The sequence below is a fragment of the Shewanella sp. FeAMO genome (assembly GCF_053653955.1).
This window is the reverse complement of the sequence record NZ_CM132201.1, coordinates 1,517,034-1,534,192: the sequence shown is the minus strand read 5'-3', so window position 1 is coordinate 1,534,192 and position 17,159 is coordinate 1,517,034. Positions and strand designations below refer to the sequence as shown.

Annotated in this window: 22 protein-coding genes; 12 read left to right on the top strand and 10 right to left on the bottom strand. The window is 53.0% G+C overall.

What is annotated here, in order from left to right; genetic code table 11:
• Positions 1-6: 6 nt before the first annotated feature.
• A complete protein-coding gene (locus tag ACWAU4_RS06950) occupies positions 7-582 on the bottom strand; it encodes an OmpA family protein (RefSeq protein WP_083390265.1) in 576 nt (191 codons plus the stop codon).
• Positions 583-795: 213 nt separating this feature from the next.
• Positions 796-1,221 carry a PACE efflux transporter gene (locus ACWAU4_RS06945; RefSeq protein WP_025009453.1) on the bottom strand — a complete coding sequence of 142 codons (426 nt, stop codon included), beginning with the start codon at positions 1,219-1,221 and terminating at the stop codon, positions 796-798.
• A gap of 85 nt (positions 1,222-1,306) precedes the next feature.
• On the opposite strand from ACWAU4_RS06945, the gene ACWAU4_RS06940 reads away from it, so the two are divergent.
• On the top strand, positions 1,307-2,191 hold the full coding sequence (locus tag ACWAU4_RS06940; RefSeq protein WP_208125655.1) for a LysR family transcriptional regulator: 885 nt from the start codon (positions 1,307-1,309) through the stop codon (positions 2,189-2,191).
• A gap of 63 nt (positions 2,192-2,254) precedes the next feature.
• On the opposite strand, the gene ACWAU4_RS06935 is transcribed toward ACWAU4_RS06940, so the two are convergent.
• A complete protein-coding gene (locus ACWAU4_RS06935) occupies positions 2,255-2,812 on the bottom strand; it encodes a DUF4136 domain-containing protein (RefSeq protein WP_025009455.1) in 558 nt (185 codons plus the stop codon).
• Positions 2,813-2,990: 178 nt separating this feature from the next.
• Between ACWAU4_RS06935 and ACWAU4_RS06930 the strand changes: the two genes are divergently transcribed.
• The 4 genes from ACWAU4_RS06930 to ruvX all read left to right on the top strand — a co-directional run bounded on the left by ACWAU4_RS06930 (position 2,991) and on the right by ruvX (position 4,837).
• The gene (locus ACWAU4_RS06930) at positions 2,991-3,305 is read left to right on the top strand and encodes a hypothetical protein (RefSeq protein ID WP_093983567.1); all 315 of its coding nucleotides are present in this window, start codon (positions 2,991-2,993) and stop codon (positions 3,303-3,305) included.
• A 181-nt stretch (positions 3,306-3,486) separates the two neighbouring features.
• Positions 3,487-3,816 carry a stress response translation initiation inhibitor YciH gene (yciH, locus tag ACWAU4_RS06925; protein WP_025887568.1) on the top strand — a complete coding sequence of 110 codons (330 nt, stop codon included), beginning with the start codon at positions 3,487-3,489 and terminating at the stop codon, positions 3,814-3,816.
• 27 nt (positions 3,817-3,843) lie between these two features.
• Positions 3,844-4,404: a YqgE/AlgH family protein gene (locus ACWAU4_RS06920; RefSeq protein ID WP_062793315.1), complete on the top strand. Its 561-nt coding sequence runs from the start codon at positions 3,844-3,846 to the stop codon at positions 4,402-4,404.
• A 13-nt stretch (positions 4,405-4,417) separates the two neighbouring features.
• Positions 4,418-4,837 (top strand): Holliday junction resolvase RuvX, encoded by a 420-nt coding sequence (gene ruvX, locus ACWAU4_RS06915; protein WP_025009458.1) that lies wholly within the window; start codon positions 4,418-4,420, stop codon positions 4,835-4,837.
• 116 nt (positions 4,838-4,953) lie between these two features.
• Here the strand turns inward: ruvX and ACWAU4_RS06910 are convergent, their stop codons facing one another.
• The 7 genes from ACWAU4_RS06910 to ACWAU4_RS06880 form a co-directional block, all read right to left on the bottom strand.
• Positions 4,954-6,084, bottom strand: a complete 1,131-nt coding sequence (locus ACWAU4_RS06910; protein WP_208192953.1) for an aminotransferase class V-fold PLP-dependent enzyme — start codon at positions 6,082-6,084, stop codon at positions 4,954-4,956.
• Between the two features lie 10 nt (positions 6,085-6,094).
• Complete coding sequence (locus ACWAU4_RS06905; protein ID WP_071237900.1) at positions 6,095-6,829, bottom strand: tryptophan 2,3-dioxygenase family protein; 735 nt, start codon at positions 6,827-6,829, stop codon at positions 6,095-6,097.
• A 174-nt stretch (positions 6,830-7,003) separates the two neighbouring features.
• Positions 7,004-8,017, bottom strand: a complete 1,014-nt coding sequence (hemH, locus tag ACWAU4_RS06900) for a ferrochelatase (RefSeq protein ID WP_025009459.1) — start codon at positions 8,015-8,017, stop codon at positions 7,004-7,006.
• A gap of 34 nt (positions 8,018-8,051) precedes the next feature.
• Positions 8,052-8,633, bottom strand: coding sequence for a glutathione peroxidase (locus ACWAU4_RS06895; protein WP_081737044.1), 582 nt, complete (start codon positions 8,631-8,633; stop codon positions 8,052-8,054).
• Between the two features lie 39 nt (positions 8,634-8,672).
• Complete coding sequence (locus ACWAU4_RS06890) at positions 8,673-9,782, bottom strand: hypothetical protein (RefSeq protein ID WP_052678495.1); 1,110 nt, start codon at positions 9,780-9,782, stop codon at positions 8,673-8,675.
• A gap of 124 nt (positions 9,783-9,906) precedes the next feature.
• A complete protein-coding gene (locus tag ACWAU4_RS06885; RefSeq protein ID WP_025887558.1) occupies positions 9,907-11,019 on the bottom strand; it encodes a PilT/PilU family type 4a pilus ATPase in 1,113 nt (370 codons plus the stop codon).
• A 9-nt stretch (positions 11,020-11,028) separates the two neighbouring features.
• A complete protein-coding gene (locus ACWAU4_RS06880) occupies positions 11,029-12,066 on the bottom strand; it encodes a type IV pilus twitching motility protein PilT (RefSeq protein ID WP_025009461.1) in 1,038 nt (345 codons plus the stop codon).
• Positions 12,067-12,102: 36 nt separating this feature from the next.
• Between ACWAU4_RS06880 and ACWAU4_RS06875 the strand changes: the two genes are divergently transcribed.
• From ACWAU4_RS06875 to hemW, 7 genes are all read left to right on the top strand, one after another.
• Positions 12,103-12,798: a YggS family pyridoxal phosphate-dependent enzyme gene (locus tag ACWAU4_RS06875; RefSeq protein WP_208125653.1), complete on the top strand. Its 696-nt coding sequence runs from the start codon at positions 12,103-12,105 to the stop codon at positions 12,796-12,798.
• A gap of 132 nt (positions 12,799-12,930) precedes the next feature.
• On the top strand, positions 12,931-13,749 hold the full coding sequence (proC, locus tag ACWAU4_RS06870; RefSeq protein ID WP_144191065.1) for a pyrroline-5-carboxylate reductase: 819 nt from the start codon (positions 12,931-12,933) through the stop codon (positions 13,747-13,749).
• A 23-nt stretch (positions 13,750-13,772) separates the two neighbouring features.
• Entirely contained in the window at positions 13,773-14,324 is a 552-nt protein-coding gene (locus ACWAU4_RS06865; RefSeq protein ID WP_044733985.1) for a YggT family protein, read from the top strand.
• Positions 14,324-14,611, top strand: a complete 288-nt coding sequence (gene yggU, locus ACWAU4_RS06860; RefSeq protein WP_037467122.1) for a DUF167 family protein YggU — start codon at positions 14,324-14,326, stop codon at positions 14,609-14,611. The genes ACWAU4_RS06865 and yggU overlap by 1 nt, the downstream gene beginning before the upstream one ends.
• A gap of 62 nt (positions 14,612-14,673) precedes the next feature.
• A complete protein-coding gene (locus tag ACWAU4_RS06855) occupies positions 14,674-15,108 on the top strand; it encodes a DUF4426 domain-containing protein (protein WP_025887551.1) in 435 nt (144 codons plus the stop codon).
• A gap of 219 nt (positions 15,109-15,327) precedes the next feature.
• On the top strand, positions 15,328-15,930 hold the full coding sequence (gene rdgB / locus ACWAU4_RS06850) for an RdgB/HAM1 family non-canonical purine NTP pyrophosphatase (RefSeq protein WP_208125652.1): 603 nt from the start codon (positions 15,328-15,330) through the stop codon (positions 15,928-15,930).
• The gene (gene hemW / locus ACWAU4_RS06845; RefSeq protein ID WP_208125651.1) at positions 15,930-17,066 is read left to right on the top strand and encodes a radical SAM family heme chaperone HemW; all 1,137 of its coding nucleotides are present in this window, start codon (positions 15,930-15,932) and stop codon (positions 17,064-17,066) included. The genes rdgB and hemW overlap by 1 nt, the downstream gene beginning before the upstream one ends.
• Positions 17,067-17,159 lie beyond the last annotated feature (93 nt).

Sequence of the window (17,159 nt, the reverse complement as noted above, 5' to 3'; positions counted from 1 at the left end):
TTTAACTTACTTTTTTAAATCGACCACAAACTCAACCCTACGGTTAAGGCTGCGACCCGAGACACTGGTATTATCGGCGGCAGGCTGCTTACTGCCATATCCGCGGGTTCTGAATTGCGCCCCCGGAAAACCATAATCTTCAATCAGTACCATTTTGGCACTTTCGGCCCTGGCTTCAGACAAAGGTTGATTTATGGCATCTGAACCGCTGATGTCGGCATGTCCTTCAATGCACAAGTTTACCTTATATTGATGAAGAAAAGCTTTCATTCTGGCAAGTTGCGGCCACTGAGCCAAGGGGATCTGCGCCGAACCCAAGTCAAAATACAGCCTTACTGGATTGGCTGTACCGCATTTGGGGGGATAGACACCACCTGACGTTGTCGGTAAACAGATATCCGTCAGGGAGACGGCCTTGTCCAAGACACAACCATTGGCGCTCACAGCTACCTGTGCCGGGGTATCGGGACAGGCATCTTTAGCGTCAGGGACACCATCACTGTCAGAATCTTCCCAGGCAAGTACAGCGCTGCTCAGCAACAGCAGAGGAATAAACCCCGCCAAGCCCAAATAACGGTTCACTCAGGCCTCCCTAACTATCAATCCTTCATCTGTATAGATGAGTTCCAGGCAGAACACAATCCGCCGCCGGTTCACTTGGCTTTAGTGCGCCAAGTCACAGGTCACTTGCTAACGCATTGTATAATCGTCTGTAATTTTAGCCAAGATAAACCAGTATCTGCGGCAAAGAGTCGCTACTACAGCAGAAATCTCCTACATATAGTTGCCTTTTTATTAAACACCTTGCTGATATGGGCCGACATACTTGAGCCGCAAACTGTCATAGAACCAGTTAAACAAGGGGTTGTAGCAAAAGAAGAACACCAGAATACCGGCCTCGATAAAGAAAGCGTTGAGCAAGCTGGTTTCCAGCGCCCAAGCAATAGCGGGAACCGTCACCAGAATGAGTCCGCCTTCAAACCCCAGGGTATGCAATAACCTGAGCCCAATACCACGGGCATCACGGTTATTGCCATAAAGCCGGTCAAACCCCAGGTTGTACAAGTAGTTCCACACAATGGCACACAAACTTAAGAAAACACTCACGCCTGCCATGGTGCCCACTGCGCTGCCTGTGGCCCAGGAGGCAACCGGGATTAATAGAATAAGGGCTATGGCTTCGAATAGCAGTGCCTGAAAAATACGTTCTTGAGTAGTCATGCTTATTTCCATTCTGATTAACAGGCCGCGGATTATCATCTATCATCAAGATACCTAAAAGTTAGATACCATCACCAATAGTGATATGTTAACCACAGAACAATTGGAAGCTTTTGTCGCCAGTGTCGAGACGGGCTCCTTTTCAGCCGCCGCCAGACAACTGGGTAAAGTGCAATCCGGTATTAGCCAGCAGATAATGAATCTGGAGCTGGATACCGGGCTGCAACTCTTTGACCGCAGCGGTCGTTATCCCCAACTGACCGCGGCTGGGCATCACCTGTTGCCCTACGCCAAAGCCGTGTTGGCTCAGCACCGCAGATTGGCTCAACAGGTATCCGGTTTGGGCAGTGACACATCAATGGAAGTGATTCTGGCGGTTGATGAAGGGATCCCCTACAACCGCCTCGGCGATCTGCTCAGGCAACTGGAACAGGAGTTTCCGCAAATTTGCCTGAGTTTGCTGTGCGCCTCTAGCAAAGATGTGATTGCTCTGGTCAAGGAAGGCAAAGCCACTGTGGGCCTGCTGTTCAGTGAACCGGTTTACCCCGAAACCCTGGACTTTGAAACCATAGGCACTGTGACTTTTGAGTTACTGGTCAGCCCCAAACACCCCTTGGCCGAGAAACGTGCCATGCATACGGATATTCTCAAACTGCACAGACAACTGGTCATAGGCAGCAAATACTCGAGTAATTTCTGGTTCGATCAGGTGCACTCGCCGGATGTTTGGTTTGCCGACAACTATTACGTCCTGTTGGAGCTGGCCAAACAAGGGTTTGGTTGGGCACTGCTGCCAAGGCCTTTGGCTCAGGAAGCAATGAGTAAGGGGGAATTACAGGCCGTAAAGCTGGATTTTGAAGTAGGTGGCTGGCAGGCCAATGTGGATGTACTCCAGTCATCGGCCAGTCAGGTCTCCAGAGTCAATGTCAGAATGCGGCAACTACTGCGTGAACTGCTTAAAAAACAATAAAGCGGCTTTATGCCGCTTTATTCCAATATTGAATTCCCACATTGTGCCCGTGTGGATCAGAGGTTATTTTTCCACCTTGGGCGGGAAGTTGCTCATTACACTGGCTACCGCCTCGTTAACCTTGGCAATTCGCTTTTGCGGAGTATCGCTATCGCGAATAGTGTCAGCCACTGAGCCACGCCAGATGAGCTTGCCGGACTTGGCGTCGACCAGATCCACAATCAAGGTACCGACTTCATATTCGCGTACTGTGGTTTGGGTCTGCATATTGCCGCCCCAGCCCCAACCCGGCCCCCAATATGGGTTGTAACCATAGTTGGTGTTGAAAGTGTCGACATTGATTTTCTTGTCTACCTTGGTCAGATAGTTAACCAGGATATCGGCGTTTTCCTTGGTAGCAATCTGCAGGCCCTTTTGTGCCAACTGCCGATCCAAGGCATCACGTACTCGCTGATCCATCAAACCATCCAGATGATAGCTGGTGTCTTCGGATTGCTTTTCCACCCAGGCATAACTCTTGTACTGGCTGAAGTTCACACCCGGGTCATAATCCCAGCCAGTATTCAGTGTACTACAAGCACTTAGCATCAGTGCCATTGCGGCTGTTATCAGATACTTCATCGAAATTTCCTCGTTTACCCAGGCCAGGAAACGGCCATAAAAACCCATGAAATCAGCTTACATTTCAATCTTCTGCTCTACAACCGAATTTAACAAAATTTAGTTTACCGATTCAGCTTGACTTCAGCATAGCACCAAATGATAATGATTATCATGTAGATTAAATGGTGAATGACTCATGCTTTGGTATCTCGCATTCTTTATTATAGCCAGTGGCGTTTTGCTGACTCGAAATTCTCTGCTGCAACAGGCGCAGGAACTGGCCGGAATAGGCAGCATCAATCAAGCCAGGCGTTTGCTTATCCTGCCGCTGCTCATTCTCGGTTGGCTCGGTGCCAGATTGGTCGAGCAACAGATTTCACCTTTTGATCTGGCCGCTTTCGGCTTCGTCCTGACGACACTGACACTACTGGTGCCCAAGCTCAGAATACTGATGCTGCCCTGCGCCTTTTTATCTCTGGTGGCAGTGCTTGGCGGAATACTGCTTTCCTGACATCTTCTTGTGATTGCCGGCGTCCAAGCCGGTGGCTGATATTGTTCCCTGCACAATTTCAGTTTTTTACCAGCCACCTTAATGGTGGCTTTTTTTTGATTTCAGCGGCTTGGAGCAAGCCATTGGGCGCTTAGGCTAAATCTGCTAGACTGCGCCCATAAGCCATAGATCAGCATCAACAATGAAAACAGATCCCAATGTCAGTTTGGTATACAGTACCGACAAAGGCCGTATTAGCCAGCCCAAGGAACAAGCCACAGTCCCGACATCCGATGGTATCGTCCGGATCCACAAGGACAGCAAGGGCCGCAAAGGCAAAGGAGTTTCAGTAATCAAGGGGCTGGGACTGGATGCCAAGGCGCTGAAAGATCTGGCGCAAAAACTCAAGAAGCAGTGCGGTTGCGGCGGCACGGTAAAAGCGTTCGACATAGAGATTCAGACCGACAATCGTGAGCAACTCCAGGGCCTGCTGGAGAAGCTGGGCTACAAGGTGAAGCTGGCCGGCGGCTGACAGGCAACAAGTACCAGGAGCAGTATGATGGACAGTTTGCAAAATCATTTTCTTATCGCCATGCCTTCGCTCGATGATACTTTCTTCGAGCGTTCGCTCATCTATGTGTGCGAGCACGACAGCAAGGGCGCCATGGGACTCATGGTCAATCGTCCCATAGGCATTGAGGTTGATGAGTTACTGCTGCAGATGGAGCTGGCAGAAGAGGTATCTCTCAAGCCTTCAATAGACAACAGCGTACTGGTAGGCGGCCCGGTCAACCCGGAGCGGGGCTTTGTGCTGCACAGCAGTCAACCCTATTGGGCCAACAGCACTGCCATCAATGACGAGATAATGTTGACCAGCTCACGGGATATTCTGACCTCTCTTGGCACCTCAAAGGCGCCGGAGCATTTTCTGGTGGCGCTGGGATACGCTGGTTGGAGCCGCCACCAGCTGGAGCAGGAACTGGCGGAAAACAGCTGGCTGACCATTCCCGCCACACCCGAGATACTGTTCAATACTCCCCATGAGCATCGTTGGCTCAAGGCCACCCAATCACTGGGATTCGATATCTGGCAAATGTCCAGCCAGATGGGACACGCTTGATTACAGAGGCAAAATGACTGCAAAAACCGTACTGGGCTTCGATTTCGGCACCAAGAGCATAGGCATAGCCATAGGTCAGCAGTTGACCGGCAGTGCCAGCCCACTGACATCCATCAAGGCAGTGGATGGTATTCCCGATTGGCAGCAGATAGCGGCTTTAATCGAAGAATGGCAACCGGATCTCGTGGTGGTGGGACTGCCACTCAATATGGATGGCACAGAGCAGGAGATGACCCAAAGAGCCCGTAAGTTTGCCAACCGTATTGCCGGGCGTTTCGGTGTCAAGGTGGCCACCCAGGATGAACGCCTGACCACGGCCGATGCCAAGGCCAGATTATTTGAACTCGGTGGCTTCAAGGCGCTGACCAAGGGCCAGATCGATGCCGTCTCTGCTGTGCTGATCATCGAAAGCTATTTCGAGAACCAGTACTGAAACCTCTGCGGCTTAAAGACCCCCGGGGAGTTCAAGCCGCAGCTGGTCCAATCTTATTTCGGCTTCCTCAGGAATGAGTCTCATCTGGAACGGCCCCAGATCCTGCCCCCAAGCTATCAGGGCCTTTTGCCGGCCAACTGTCTGAGCCCCTGCAGCAAAACCTCCATATCCTCACCATCGGTATAGATATGCGGCGAAAAGCGGAAGCCAAATCTTGGGCGCAAGTCTGTCTTGATCCCCAATCTGTTGAACACTTGCTGCGCCGCCTGCCTATCGGCGAAATCGACTACCACAGTGCCACTGCGCTCGCCGCTGATATTGGGCGTCACCACCTTGAGTTCATGACTCAGGGCACAATCCAGGAGCCCCTGCCCCAGGCGCTGATTGTGTTGATAAATTTGACTATCGCCGAAAGCGCGCAGCTGCTGCAGTGACGCCGCTGCCAGCATGTAAGGCAATACGGAAGGCGTGCCCCCCCAAAACCTTTTTGCTCCCTTGGCATAGCGGAAGTCATGGATATCGAACTCAAACGGCGCCTCATGGGAGAACCATCCCAGATCCACAGGCTCCAGCGTCTGGGCCAACCTATCGCTGAGCCATAAAAAGGCCGCCCCCGGGCCAGCGCAACACCATTTAACGCAGGACCCCAAGACAGCATCAGCCTGCCACTGCCCCAAATCTATCGGTATGACTCCGAGAGACTGGGCAATATCCACCACAGTCATTACTCCTAAGCTTCGGGCCAAAGCGCAAATTTCACTCACTGACTGTAACTGACCGGTTTCAGAAATGGCATGGGTGATAAAGGCCAGCGCCACATCCTCTCCCAAAGCCTGTTGCCACTGACTCAAAGACACCAGCCCGGCTTGCGGCTCAAGCAACTGCAGGCGGTAGCCCTTCTTCTCGGCCTGTTGCAGTACAAACCCCATGGAGGGGAAATCCAGTTCAGTGGCCAAGATCCGCTGACCGGGCTTGGCATTCGGCAGGGCGCCGACCAGCTTGGATAAAGCCGAAGAGAGATTCAGCTGCGGGCAAAAGCCACTGGCGGGAACTCGGGTCAAAGCCGCAAGTTGCTGCAAAAACTGCTCAACCCCCTCGAGCCACACAGGCCAGGCGTCACCGCCTTGATGCTTCCAGGCGCCGAGAAACTCGCTGGCCGCAGCTTCGCAGCCCTTTGGCATAGCGCCCACAGAGTGGGACAAAAAATAGTGCCCTTCGGGCAGATGAAAACGCGATTTCAACGACATTCCAGGCTCCTCAGTCGGCAATCGAGTCGCGTTTGACACCGTAAACACCGCCCCAGATATCTGTCATCTGACCGCGAATTTGCCACAGTTTAGGGAAAAACTGCATCTTCATACCTGAGTTAAGGATTTCAGTGCTGCGCCCCTTCAGCGACATGCTGTCTATGCCTATGCTTCTGTGGATGAGTTTGATGTGATGGTAACGGAAGTGCTGAAACAGCTGGTCGTACTCTATCATGGCCTCGGCCACCATATAGCTTTCATCATGACGGTATTCACTGTTGTATATCTGCTCGACCGTCAGCCCCTTTTGCTCAAGGTAGACTCGCTCAAAGGTGAGCCACAGCGGCTTATAAAGCTGCAACAGGGTTCTGAATCCCGGTGATTCCTGACCGCTGCCGTTGCCCAGTTGCAGTCGAATGGCCTGATAATCCTTGATAGACATAGTGTCGAGAATACTCAGTTGCTCGATAAGAAACCCCATCGCCTTATGTACCCTGGCAAACAGGGTCAACACCTTGAAGGTCTCCCCTGCGGCCATACGCTCATCAATCTCCAGCAGGGTGTAGCAGATGAGCTTCATCCACAACTCCTCCGACTGATGCACTATTTGAAACTGCAGCTCATCGGCGTTACACAGCTGCTCATAGGGCTTCTGACAGCTGAGCAATTTGGGAGTATTGAGGTACTTTTCATAATCCAGTCGACCCTCTCCGGCCATGCTGGCATATATCTGCTCGCGATCCATGATGCCTTATCCTTATTCTTGTGTTGTTAACCATAAATTAACATTCAACTTGCCAAGCTAAGGCATAGCGTGGCAGGCAACAAGGGCAGCGAAGCGATCCGCAAAGAACAGCAGTGTCAAATATTGTTGGCAGGGCTGCCGGACTGCAGCCCTGATTAGGGGGAGGAAGAATGCTTACAGATAGGGACGAACCAACTCCGCCATCATCTCTATATGGCGCGGTCTGTCGTTGAGCGCCGCTATATAGCGGAATGACTTACCACCGGCCTGTTCGAAAAACTCACGGTTCTGCCCGGCAATCTCCTCCAGAGTTTCCAGGCAGTCGGCGCTGAATGCAGGACAGGCAACGGCTACATCTGTGATCCCCTGCTTTGGCAGAGCCATCATGGTTTCATCCGTGTAAGGGCCCAGCCATTTGGCCTTGCCGAAACGGGACTGGAAGCTACTGATCACATCATCCTCTGCCAGCCCAAGACGCTCGACCAACAATCTTGAGGTCTTGATACAGAAGCAGTAGTAAGGGTCGCCCAGCTTGAGATTCCGCTCCGGCATACCATGGTACGACAGCACCAATTTCTGCGGTTTGCCGTGTTGGGCAAAGTCTACTTCGATGGACTCGGCCAGCGCCTCGATAAACAGCGGATTATCGTGGTAGGTATGGATAAAGTGCAGCGACGGCAGGTAACGCCATTGAGTCAACTCTTTGGCTATGGCATCAAATGCAGAGCCCGTGGTAGGGCCGGCATATTGAGGATAGAGCGGCAGCACAACCAGTTTATCGACCCCTTGATTGTGCAGGCGTTTGAGCACATCGCCCACCGCCGGGTTGCCGTAACGCATCGCCAAGGCAACTTCGGCTTCAACGCCTTCGGCCTTGAGTTTTTCTGCCAAGGCCTGGGTCTGGCGCTCACTGATATCCATCAGTGGCGAGCCCTTATCAGTCCACACCTCACGGTAAAGGGCCGCCGATTTGGCCGGCCTGACCCTGAGAATAATGCCATGGAGAATAAGCTTCCACAGCGCCTTGGGGATCTCCACCACCCTGGGATCGGAGAGAAATTCGGCCAGATAACGCCGCACCGCCGCGGGTGTCGGTGCGTCCGGCGTCCCCAGATTCAACAGCAATATCCCGGTTTTACCACGCCCGGCGTGGCCCTTGTCTTTATCAAGACCGATAAACTTAGCCAAAATCACCTCAGATAGAAAACGAATAAGTCAGATATTAAAGCACAGATTCAATCGCTTTGATCAATTCATCACTATCGGGTTTGACTCTGGAGTTAAAGCTCTGCACCTGTTTACCGTCGCCACTGACCAGGTACTTATAGAAGTTCCACTTGGGCGCGCCGGCCTGCTGCCCCAGATAGGCAAATACCGGGTTCACATCACTGCCACGAACCGCAGAGGTAGCCACCATGGTAAAGGTCACTCCATAGTTGATGTAGCACACCTTGGCGGTATCCTTCTCTTCGTTTTCTTCCTGGAAAAAGTCATCGGATGGGAAACCTATCACCACCAGCCCGCGCTCGCGGTAGTCCTTATGCAGGGCTTCAAGCGCCTTGAATTGAGGCGTAAAACCACAATTGCTGGCGGTATTGACCAGAAGCACAGGTTTACCTTGGGTGAGTTCACATAGGTCGACAGACTCCTGGGAATGGAGCTTTCTCAACTTGATATTGAGGTAATCGGGGCACTGACCGGCAACAGCCGCCGTGGGCGCTAAAGCCAATGCTGTAAAAGCCAGCCTCTTCAATGCAGGCCCGGTTAAATTCAATCTTGCCAGGGGCTTGAACACCTTCACCATAACACCTCCATTTGTTTTTATTCTTACCAGCCTCAGCCGTTAAAAGTAGAAGCCAACATTGATATTCAGCCTTGAATGCCAACTGCTGTCGCCTTCGGCAATACCTATGCCGGGGCCGTTGACAAACCACATGTTTTTACCGGCGATCCAGTCCACGTAGGAGTAGAACTTACCGGCGCTGATGGCGCAACCTGTGACATTCTGCACCGAATCATCCAACCCGGTACCCGAGGCAAATACCTGGCTGTAGTCGTTATAACAGTTGAGCTGAGTGATAGGGCCCCAATCAACATCTATGGTGCGCGACAGGTTAAATGTGAGCACATCGGCCTCGGCCGCTATCTCAAACGGGTAGGCAAAGGCCGACAGTGCCAAACGCTCGCCGGGCATGTCATAGTCATAATGCAGATACTGCACCTGAGTCTGCCAGGCGTGCCAATCCATTTGCCAATGGGCTGCTACCGCCAAGCCATCTGTGTCTTCACCGGCAACGGCGCCGGCCATTGGCTTGTAGTCCAAACGGCTGTATTGCACAGAAGCGCCCAGTTTATGGGCAAACTCACCGGACTTCAGGCTGCGCTCGACTCTGGCATTGAACTGCCCTGCCTCTTCATAGGGGGCGTTTTCTGTGGTGGCGACATCGAAGGAATAGCGCTTGAAGCGGCTACCGTCGCCATATTCATCATTGGCAAACCAGGCGAGATCGTAGCGCCAGCCGTCCTTGTTGTACTGCCAGTGAATACCCGCATCATAGTCGTCTTCAAAGCCGAGATAATAAGTCGCGCCGAACCAGAAGGAATGAGCCGCATAGGGCAGCAAACCGAAAGGCACCTGGGTGACCCCGAGGCGAATGTCCGAGTTTTCTGAAAAGCGATAGCCAAAGAAGGCATGCTGGATCACATCCTGATCCTGATACCAGCGGTACTGAGCCGACGCGAACAGTTCTCCGTTATCGTATTTGACATCGGCGCGAAACAGCTCGAACTCCAACTTGGCATCGTCATCATAGTCTTTCCAGCCATAGTTGACTCGTACCGCCCCGCCGATATCCAGCTCGTCGGAAACCGGCACGGCCGCGGCCGGCAGAGTGAAACAACCGGCCAGAGCCAGACCCAAAGCTGAAAATAAAGTGGTTTGCTGCAATTGCATTCCCCTTCCATCCTTTTCACAAAACAGGCGCAACACAATAACAAAAAGATAGCTCTTTTTCGAACAATCCACTCAATACAAACAAAAAAGGCGTCATTCCGACGCCTTTTGCAGTGCTTTCCCACTAATCCATATCCAGGGTGACTCCCTCCATGAAACCTGAGTTACCGGTGTCATTGCTGTGGAGTTTAATCATGAGTCGCAGGTCGTTTGGCGAGTCGGCATGATGCAGTGCATCGGCGTAGCTGATCTCCCCTTCACAGTAGAGCTTGAACAACGCCTGGTCGAAGGTTTGCATCCCCTGCTCGTTGGACTTGGCCATGGTGTCCTTGAGCACGTGCAGCTCGTTCTTTTGAATAAGACTGGCCACCCTGGGGGTGTTGATCAGCACTTCGATGGCGGCGCGCCGGCCGCTGCCGTCCACCTTGGGCACCAACTGCTGGGCCACAATACCGCGCAAGTTAAGCGACAGGTCAAATAGCAGTTGTTGGTGCTTACTCTCTGGCACCAGGTGCATGATGCGATCCAGCGCCTGGTTGGCGTTGTTGGCGTGCAGGGTTGCCATACACAAGTGGCCGGTTTCGGCGAACGACAGGGCAAACTCCATGGTTTCCTGGGTACGGATCTCACCGATAAGGATAACGTCCGGCGCCTGGCGCAATGAGCTCTTGAGCGCCGCATCAAACGACTCGGTATCTATACCCACTTCCCGCTGGGTGATAATGCTCTTGCCGTGTTGGTGAACAAATTCCACCGGATCTTCGATGGTGAGTATGTGTCCCCTGGCATTGGCATTACGGTAACCGATAAGTGCCGCCAGCGAGGTGGACTTACCCGTACCGGTTCCCCCTACCATGATCACCAATCCGCGCTTGCTCATTACCAAGTCTTTGAGAATGGGCGGCAGGTACAGCTGCTCCACAGTAGGGATCTTGGTTTCGATACGCCGCATCACGCAGCCCGCCGACTCCCGTTGCCAGAAGGCACTGACCCGGAAACGCCCCAGCTCTTTGGCGCCCACGGCAAAGTTACATTCGCGGGTCTCGTGAAACTCCTTTTTCTGCTCCGGCGTCATCAAAGACTCAACAAACTCCAGCGACTGCGCCGGGGTAAAGGCGTTTTCCGCCAGCGGCCTGAGTTCACCGTCCACCTTGGCACTGGGAGGAAAGGCGGCGGTAATAAAGAGATCCGAGGCCTTGCGATCCACCATGGCTTTGAGAAAAGGTCTGACTTCCATGGGAACTCCTTAGAAATTCGCTTGTTTGTTGGAGCTCTTGGCCATGGCATCTTCCCGACTGATCAAGCCGCGATTCACCAGGTTCTGCAGGCTCTGCTCCAAGGTTTGCATGCCGTGGGCCATACCGGTTTGGATAGCAGAATACATCTGTGCCACCTTGTCCTCACGGATAAGGTTTCGGATAGCCGGGGTTCCCATCATGATCTCATGGGCCGCCACCCGGCCGCCGCCAACTTTCTTGATCAGGGTCTGGGAGATAACCGCCTGCAACGACTCTGACAACATGGTACGCACCATGTCTTTCTCGCCTGCGGGGAATACGTCAACCACACGGTCAATGGTCTTGGCCGCCGAGGTGGTGTGCAAGGTACCGAACACCAAGTGGCCGGTTTCTGCCGCGGTCATCGCCAGGCGTATGGTTTCCAAATCCCGCATCTCACCGACCAGGATGACATCCGGGTCTTCACGCAGGGCGCTTCTGAGGGCGGCGTTAAAGCTGTGGGTATGGCGATGCACTTCCCGCTGGTTGATAAGGCATTGCTTGTTTTGGTGCACGAATTCGATAGGGTCTTCAATGGTGAGAATATGATCGTGACGGTTCTCATTGACGTAATCTATCATCGCCGCCAGGGTGGTACTCTTACCCGAACCTGTGGGGCCGGTTACCAGCACCAGGCCGCGAGGATATGAAGCGATTTTCTTGAAGATTTCCGGCGCGCCCAGTTGTTCCAAAGTCAAAATGTCGCTGGGAATAGTACGAAAAACCGCGGCGGCGCCGCGGGACTGATTGAAGGCATTGACACGAAAACGCGCCAGATTGGGAACTTCAAAGGAAAAGTCGATTTCCAGAAACTCTTCATAATCCTTACGCTGCTTGTCATTCATTATGTCGTAGACAAGTCTGTGAACCCCTTGGTGATCAAGCGCAGGGACATTAATCTTTCTGACCTCGCCGTCGACGCGTATCATGGGAGGCACACCGGCCGACAGGTGCAGATCCGAAGCGTTATGCTTTACACTAAAGGCCAATAATTCAGTGATTTCCATAGTTTGGGATATCCGTTCAACCAAAAAGTTTACATCATGACAACAATAGCAGACAGACTGGCGCTAGCCCAGCGCAGGATAGCTCAAGCGGCGCAAATTTCGTCCCGAAATGCAAGCGAGATCAAGCTGCTGGCTGTCAGCAAGACCAAGCCGATCGCCGACATTGAACAAGCTTATGCCGCCGGGCAACGTTGCTTTGGCGAAAACTATGTCCAAGAGGGGCAACAGAAAGCCATGGAATTGACGCAGCGCTGTCCCGATATAGAATGGCACTTTATCGGCCCGCTGCAATCCAATAAATCAAGAATTGTCGCCGAGCACTTCCATTGGATGCACACCCTGGAGCGGGAAAAGATCGCCCGCCGCCTGTCGGAGCAGCGCCCAGAAGGCATGCCACCACTGGAAATCTGCATCCAAATCAATGTTTCGGGTGAAGATTCCAAAGCAGGAATAGCAACACAGAGCGAAATGTTTGAGCTGGCAAGCCTGGTGGACTCATTGCCCAACCTCAGACTCAGGGGACTGATGACAATTCCCAGTGCCGGTGAAGGCCCAAGGCTTGAGGCGGAGCTGTCGCACATGCAGCAACTGTTTGCCGAACTGAAGCTCAAGTTTCCACAGGTGGATACCCTGTCCATGGGTATGAGTCAGGATCTTGAGCTCGCCATCGCCAAGGGCTCTACCATGGTCAGAGTCGGTAGCGCTATTTTCGGCGAGCGGAACTACGGCTGATAAACCAGTCAATAAGATCTGAGATTGGCCGCTGAGACCTTGTTTTTGATAGTATTGGCCCAAATACTAATATCTCCCGCACGGTCAAACCCGATGCGGGATACACTCCAATCACAAGTGACAGGGGACAGCATGGCTCAAAAGAAAATCTGTTTTATCGGCGCCGGCAATATGAGCCGCAGTATCATCAGTGGGCTGGTGGGCAGCGGTTATCCGGCTGAATTGATCCAGGCCAGCAACCCAAGCACAGGTAAACTCGATGCCCTCAAGCGCGATTTCGGCATCCTCACCACCACAGACAACCAAGCAGCCTGTGACTGGGCCGATATCATAGTGCTGTCGGTCAAACCGCAACTGATGCAGCAGGTGTGTGAGCAACTGGCAACACTGCCGCTGGCCGACAAGCTGTTTATTACCATAGCGGCAGGGATCCCGGCCACCAGATACAATGACTACTTCGGCCAGCAGATTAAGCTTATCCGCACCATGCCCAACACCCCAACCCAACTTGGCTATGGCATGACAGGCCTTTATGCCGCAAGTGGGGTTGAGCAGGCGGATAAAGATCTTTGCCAGCAGATTATGGCCAGTGGCGGCGAGACCCTGTGGGTAGACAAAGAAGCGGATCTCAATTTGGTGATCGCCTTGGCGGGCAGCTCCCCGGCCTATTTTTTCCTGTTTATGGAAGGCATGATGGATGCGGCCAAAGAGCTGGGGCTGGATGAATCCAAGGCCAGGTTACTGGTGCAGCAGGCGGCTCTGGGGGCCTCACAGATGGTGATTCAAAATCCTCTGCTGAGCGCCGGCCAACTGCGGCAGAATGTCACCTCCAAGGGCGGTACCACCCATGAGGCGGTGGAAACCTTCCAGCGAAGTGATCTCAAGGGACTGATCAAGCAAGCAATGAATAACTGTATTGCCAGGGCTGAAGCCATGGCCAAAGAATTCTAAACGACCCAAGGGCGAAACTTTTCATGAATGAAGCATTGATTTACCTGATTACAGTCGTATTCGACCTCTATTTTATGGTAGTCATACTGAGGATCTGGCTGCAATTGGTGCGGGCAGATTTTTATAACCCCTTCAGCCAGTTTATCGTCAAAGCCACCCATCCTATTGTGGCGCCCATGCGGCGGATACTGCCCTCCATAGGTAGTCTGGATACGGCCTCTGTGGTGCTGGCACTGCTGGTGGTAGTCGCCAAAATACTCTTGCTGACCCTGATGGCGGGCGAGGACTTCAACCTGGTTGCAACCTTGATTTTTGCCCTGGTGTCCTTGTTCAAAAAGGCCGGGGTATTGCTGTTCTGGATCCTGATCATTCGCGCTATCCTCAGTTGGGTCAGCCAGGGGCGCAACCCGATTGAATATGTGATGATGCAGTTGACCGAGCCACTGCTGGCGCCCATTCGCCGCTTCCTGCCGCCCATGGGTGGGCTGGACTTGTCGCTGCTGGTGCTGATGGTATTGATGAATTTCGTCAACATACTGTTGGCCAAGACGATTCCTTTCTGGGCCATCGCTTGATGAAAGCCGTTAGCTGGGAGCAGCAGGATCTGCTGCTCAATCTCTATATCCAGCCCAAGGCCAGCCGGGATCAACTGGTTGGCCTGCATGGTGAAGAGTTCAAGGTGGCCATTACCGCGCCACCTGTGGACGGCAAGGCCAACGCCCACCTGACCAAGTATCTGTCCAAGGCCTTCAAGGTGCCCAAGGGGCAGATAGCCATAGTCAAGGGAGAACTGGGCCGCCACAAGCAGGTGCGTATTGAAGCGCCCAAGATACTGCCCGCTGAAATCGAGGCCTTGCTCTGATGCCATGGCAGCAGACAAGGGACTATAATCAATTCAACACACTTAACCTCAGGTAAAGCATTATGTTGCGCAAATTTTTGACCCTGCTTTTGTGTCTCGGCTCTCTGGCCGGTGTCGCCCAAGCCGAACAGAAGCAGACCGTCGGCCAGTTCGATATTCACTATATGGCGCTGGGCAGCACCTTTTTGACGCCATCCATCGCCAAGAGCTACGGCATAGAACGCAGCCGTTACACGGGTATCATCAATATCGCCGTATTGGATACCAGTGAAGAGGGCAATCCGGCAGTACCGGTCGAGATATCCGGCCTGGCCAACAATCTTATCGATGCCAGGATGCAGTTGAAATTCCGCGAAATTCGCGAGGGTGATGCCATCTACTATATTGCCGAGGTGCCCTATCGCGACGATCAGGAGATCAACTTTCAAATCCTGATAAAACACGGCAACGAGCTCAACACCACTCTGGCGTTCAAACAGAAATTCTACGTCGATTGAGCAGCACATTCCGTCAATAGAGCGCCGCCGAATGAGCGGCGTTTTTTATGGCCGCCCCGAGTGGATATTGACTGCCGACTTAGAGAAACGACAACAGCCATTAGGGCTCAAACCTTCCACGGCTCTACTTGTTTTCGCACCTTTTCATTGTCGCTGAGTGAGTAAACTCTTTTGCAAAATGATACTATTGCCGGCATTGCGAAATAAGGAAAATCCAAGATGAAACAGATAGTGCTTGCCAGTGGCAACAAGGGAAAACTCAAAGAATTCGCCGAGATGTTCAACGCCTTCAATATTGAGGTGTTGCCACAAAACCAATTCGATGTGCCTGAAGTGGCGGAAACCGGCACCACTTTTGTTGAAAATGCCATTATCAAGGCGCGCCATGCAGCCGAAATCACCGGTCTGCCCGCTATTGCCGATGACTCAGGCCTCGAAGTTGATGCTCTGGACGGCGCTCCCGGCATCTACTCCGCCCGTTACAGTGACGCCAACGCCACGGCCGAAGGCAATTACAACAAGCTGCTTGGCGCCATAGAGGCAACGCCAGCCCCCCGTACTGCCCGTTTCCAGTGTGTACTTGTGTATATGCGTCATGCCAAGGATCCGACTCCCATCATCTGCCAGGCCGCCTGGGAAGGGGAAATAGGTTTTGAACCCAAGGGCGACAATGGCCATGGTTATGATCCCGTATTCATTCCCTGTGGTTACCAGCAAACTGCCGCCGAGCTCAGCAGTGATGAAAAGAACCATCTCAGCCACAGAGGCAAGGCGCTGAAATTGCTGCTTGAAGCCTTCAAACAACAGGGGATCCTCGGCTGATGCTGACGCTGCCACCGCTGAGTCTCTATATTCATATTCCCTGGTGTGTGCAGAAATGCCCTTACTGTGATTTCAACTCTCACGGAAAACAGGGTGAGCTGCCACAGCAGGAGTATGTCGATGCCCTGCTTGGCGATCTCGACGCCGACCTGCACTATGTTCAAGGCCGGCAACTGCACAGCATCTTTATCGGTGGTGGCACCCCCTCCCTGTTCGATGCTGCCCAGATAGGCAGGCTGCTGCAAGGCGTGAATCGGCGCATTCCCTTTGCCGATGACATAGAGATCACCATGGAGGCCAACCCAGGCACCCTGGAACATGATGACTTCATCGCTTACCGCGCCGCAGGTGTCACTCGCCTCTCCATAGGTGTGCAGAGCTTTGCCAAAGACAAGCTCAACCTGCTGGGGCGAATTCACGGCAAGGATGAAGCAGTCAACGCCGCCAAAGGCGTTGCTGCAGCCGGATACCAGAGCTTTAACCTGGATCTGATGCACGGTCTGCCGAACCAGAGCTTTGAAGAGGCCATGGCCGATATCGACACGGCGGCGGCGCTCAATCCTCCGCACCTGTCCTGGTATCAGCTCACCATAGAGCCCAATACCCTGTTTCATTCACGCCCGCCGCAACTGCCGGACGATGAAGCGCTTTGGCACATCTATGAACAGGGCCAGCAAAGACTTGCAGCCCTTGGCTACCAGCAGTATGAAATATCCGCCTACGCCAAACCCGGTTTTCAGTGCCGCCATAACCTCAACTATTGGGAGTTCGGTGATTATCTGGGAATTGGTTGCGGCGCCCACGGCAAGCTGACGCTACCGGAGCAGGACCGCATAGTACGCACGGTAAAGATAAAACATCCAAAGGGATACTTAGCCACAGAGGATTATCTGTTTGAGGAGAGCTATGTACTGCCAGAAGACAGGGCGCTGGAGTACCTGATGAACAGGCTGCGACTGATGAGCCCCATCCCCTGGAGCGAATTTGAAGCGCGCACCGGCGTTGCGGCCAACACCCTGGATAAAGGCATGCAGCAGGCCGCCGAGCGCGGGCTGGTGGAGATCACTCCCGGTTACTGGAAGCTCACCAACAAGGGGCATATGTTCGTCAACGATCTGCTGTCGCAGTTTTGTTAACTCCATCTCTTATTAGCCTCCTCTTGCTACTGCCAAAGCGAAAGCAGCAAGAGGAAATATTTTCTAACATTTACGCCAAAGGAAGGTGTATAT

What these genes read in the sequence shown, in the direction of transcription:
- ACWAU4_RS06905 (WP_071237900.1), bottom strand. Translation starts at nt 6,829, where the DNA reads ATGGATCGCGAGCAGATATATGCCAGCATGGCCGGAGAGGGTCGACTG.
- ACWAU4_RS06895 (WP_081737044.1), bottom strand. Translation starts at nt 8,633, where the DNA reads ATGGTGAAGGTGTTCAAGCCCCTGGCAAGATTGAATTTAACCGGGCCT.
- proC (WP_144191065.1), top strand. Translation starts at nt 12,931, where the DNA reads ATGGCTCAAAAGAAAATCTGTTTTATCGGCGCCGGCAATATGAGCCGC.
- ruvX (WP_025009458.1), top strand. Translation starts at nt 4,418, where the DNA reads ATGACTGCAAAAACCGTACTGGGCTTCGATTTCGGCACCAAGAGCATA.
- ACWAU4_RS06940 (WP_208125655.1), top strand. Translation starts at nt 1,307, where the DNA reads ATGTTAACCACAGAACAATTGGAAGCTTTTGTCGCCAGTGTCGAGACG.
- ACWAU4_RS06930 (WP_093983567.1), top strand. Translation starts at nt 2,991, where the DNA reads ATGCTTTGGTATCTCGCATTCTTTATTATAGCCAGTGGCGTTTTGCTG.
- rdgB (WP_208125652.1), top strand. Translation starts at nt 15,328, where the DNA reads ATGAAACAGATAGTGCTTGCCAGTGGCAACAAGGGAAAACTCAAAGAA.
- ACWAU4_RS06865 (WP_044733985.1), top strand. Translation starts at nt 13,773, where the DNA reads ATGAATGAAGCATTGATTTACCTGATTACAGTCGTATTCGACCTCTAT.
- ACWAU4_RS06875 (WP_208125653.1), top strand. Translation starts at nt 12,103, where the DNA reads ATGACAACAATAGCAGACAGACTGGCGCTAGCCCAGCGCAGGATAGCT.
- ACWAU4_RS06920 (WP_062793315.1), top strand. Translation starts at nt 3,844, where the DNA reads ATGGACAGTTTGCAAAATCATTTTCTTATCGCCATGCCTTCGCTCGAT.
- hemW (WP_208125651.1), top strand. Translation starts at nt 15,930, where the DNA reads ATGCTGACGCTGCCACCGCTGAGTCTCTATATTCATATTCCCTGGTGT.
- ACWAU4_RS06935 (WP_025009455.1), bottom strand. Translation starts at nt 2,812, where the DNA reads ATGAAGTATCTGATAACAGCCGCAATGGCACTGATGCTAAGTGCTTGT.
- ACWAU4_RS06885 (WP_025887558.1), bottom strand. Translation starts at nt 11,019, where the DNA reads ATGGAAGTCAGACCTTTTCTCAAAGCCATGGTGGATCGCAAGGCCTCG.
- yggU (WP_037467122.1), top strand. Translation starts at nt 14,324, where the DNA reads ATGAAAGCCGTTAGCTGGGAGCAGCAGGATCTGCTGCTCAATCTCTAT.
- yciH (WP_025887568.1), top strand. Translation starts at nt 3,487, where the DNA reads ATGAAAACAGATCCCAATGTCAGTTTGGTATACAGTACCGACAAAGGC.
- ACWAU4_RS06890 (WP_052678495.1), bottom strand. Translation starts at nt 9,782, where the DNA reads ATGCAATTGCAGCAAACCACTTTATTTTCAGCTTTGGGTCTGGCTCTG.
- ACWAU4_RS06945 (WP_025009453.1), bottom strand. Translation starts at nt 1,221, where the DNA reads ATGACTACTCAAGAACGTATTTTTCAGGCACTGCTATTCGAAGCCATA.
- ACWAU4_RS06855 (WP_025887551.1), top strand. Translation starts at nt 14,674, where the DNA reads ATGTTGCGCAAATTTTTGACCCTGCTTTTGTGTCTCGGCTCTCTGGCC.
- ACWAU4_RS06880 (WP_025009461.1), bottom strand. Translation starts at nt 12,066, where the DNA reads ATGGAAATCACTGAATTATTGGCCTTTAGTGTAAAGCATAACGCTTCG.
- ACWAU4_RS06910 (WP_208192953.1), bottom strand. Translation starts at nt 6,084, where the DNA reads ATGTCGTTGAAATCGCGTTTTCATCTGCCCGAAGGGCACTATTTTTTG.